The sequence below is a fragment of the Albidovulum sp. genome, assembly GCF_041919395.1.
Taxonomy (GTDB): Bacteria; Pseudomonadota; Alphaproteobacteria; order Rhodobacterales; family Rhodobacteraceae; genus Albidovulum.
This window is the reverse complement of record NZ_JAYRTX010000204.1, coordinates 1-1,665: the sequence shown is the minus strand read 5'-3', so window position 1 is coordinate 1,665 and position 1,665 is coordinate 1. Positions and strand designations below refer to the sequence as shown.

Here is a 1,665-nt window from a genome sequence, read left to right as displayed (position 1 = left end):
GATCTTCTCCATCAGCCGGCCGAGATGGGGCTCTTCGACCAGGTCGAGGCGACCGGAGCGGTCCTTGGCCGGGTAGCCCCACGGGTTCAGCGTCTGGCAGACGAAAGCGCGCTGGGGCCGGTTCATCTCGTCCGGCAGGCTGGCCATGGTGATGACCTGATCGACGATGCCGGGCAGCTCGAGCCCGGTCTTCGAGCCATCGATCTGCGGGACGAAGACCTTACGATTGAAATCGTCGAGCTTCTCGTCGAGAATCCCGACGAACCAGACATTCTTGCCGCGCGTATGCTGAAGGTGGGTCAGCCAGCCGATCATCTCGCGCCCGTGCAGCCCGTAGGCGCCGCGCACGTCCGGCTTGCCGGTCTTCTCCGAATGCGCCTCCGGCTGACCGCGGCACCACTGGAAGCAGAGCCGCCCGGCCACGGTGATCGAGTCGATGAAGACGGTGTCGTATTTGGCGAGGACGCGCGGATCGCCGAACCGGCCGCACACCTCGTCGAAATGCGCCTGACTGTAGGGCTGTTCGGGCCGGAGTGCCGGGTTCGGGCCGCCGATGAAAACCGCGAAGTCCCGACACTCCTTCCAGGTGCGCGGCCGGACCACGTCGATGAGCATTCCCTCGATGGCGAGGTCGCCGGCCTCGAGGTCGAAGAACAGCGTGGTCGAGGCTTCGAGGGTCCAAAGCAGGCTGGTCTTGCCGATCCCGGAGGGGCCAAAGATCACGCCCTTGATGCCCCGCGTCTCGGCCAGCCGCTGATCGGCCGTGATGATGGGGAGGCTCACGCGTGGTCCTCCTGCGGCAGGATCGCGATCTTCAGCGCGCCGGTCTTCACCGTGCGGGCGGGCTCGAAGCCTTGTCGGATCGCCTCGGGCCAGGCGGCATAGGCGCGCTCGGGGACCTTGAAGCTGATCTCGACGTATTCAGACGGGTCGTCGCCGGCGGCGCGGATGCGCTCGACCATGGCGGCGAGCTGGGTCTGGTCCCATTCGACGCGCTTCGGCAGATCGGCGACCACTGTGAAATCGCCATCGGCGAGGCGAACTGTGCCGGTGTCCTTGCCGCAGGCGCGGCGGGCCTCGGCGGCGCGGGCGGCGTAGCGGACCTCGAGCGCGGTACTGAGGCGCGCGGTCACGGCCTTCATCTGCTTCGCGGCAGCGTCGATCTCGCGCTGCATGGCGGCCAGAAGCTCGACAGGAAGCTGGGCAATTTCGCCCGCGGGCAAGTTGATCAGCTCGTCGGTAGAGGGGGTGTTCTCAGGGAACGGCATGGGGATCTCCGTGATGGGGGATAGGGTCAGGCGGCCTCGAGGAGGCGCATCGAAAGGGCGGCGCCAGCGGGGCCGGGCTTCGGCCGGGCGACGGCGATGTAGGCGAAGTGGTCGGGGCCGAGCCGGGCCTGAACGAGGTGGACGAGCCGCTGCTCGGCGGCGCGCAAGGCGGCGGCCGCGACACCTCGCAGGGTGCGCTGGCGCTCGGGCGTGAGGTTCGAGACGGCCCCGGTGGCGTCGACGGCGAGGAACCCGCGGTGATAGACCAGCGCCTCGCCCGGGGCGGCCTGCGCGATCCAGGCGGAAAGCCCGACCTCGTCGAGCGCGGGACCGGCGGCGCCGAAGATCGACACGACCCGGCCGCCGTGGATAGCGGAACGGCGCTCCATCATGCCGC

At 68.9% G+C, this 1,665-nt stretch carries 3 protein-coding genes; all 3 read right to left on the bottom strand.

Annotated elements, in window-relative coordinates; translation table 11 throughout:
- On the bottom strand, positions 1-783 hold a 783-nt coding region (locus ACMUOO_RS17445), incomplete at its 3' end, for an ATP-binding protein (protein WP_413855836.1).
- Positions 780-1,268, bottom strand: coding sequence for a hypothetical protein (locus ACMUOO_RS17440; RefSeq protein WP_301917944.1), 489 nt, complete (start codon positions 1,266-1,268; stop codon positions 780-782). The genes ACMUOO_RS17445 and ACMUOO_RS17440, both read right to left, overlap by 4 nt.
- Positions 1,269-1,294: 26 nt before the next feature.
- Positions 1,295-1,665 (bottom strand): hypothetical protein (locus ACMUOO_RS17435; RefSeq protein ID WP_413855835.1); only part of this gene is annotated, 371 nt, incomplete at its 5' end.

Bases quoted from the DNA above. Each gene is read 5' to 3' on its own strand.
- ACMUOO_RS17440 (WP_301917944.1), bottom strand. From the start codon at position 1,268: ATGCCGTTCCCTGAGAACACCCCCTCTACCGACGAGCTGATCAACTTG.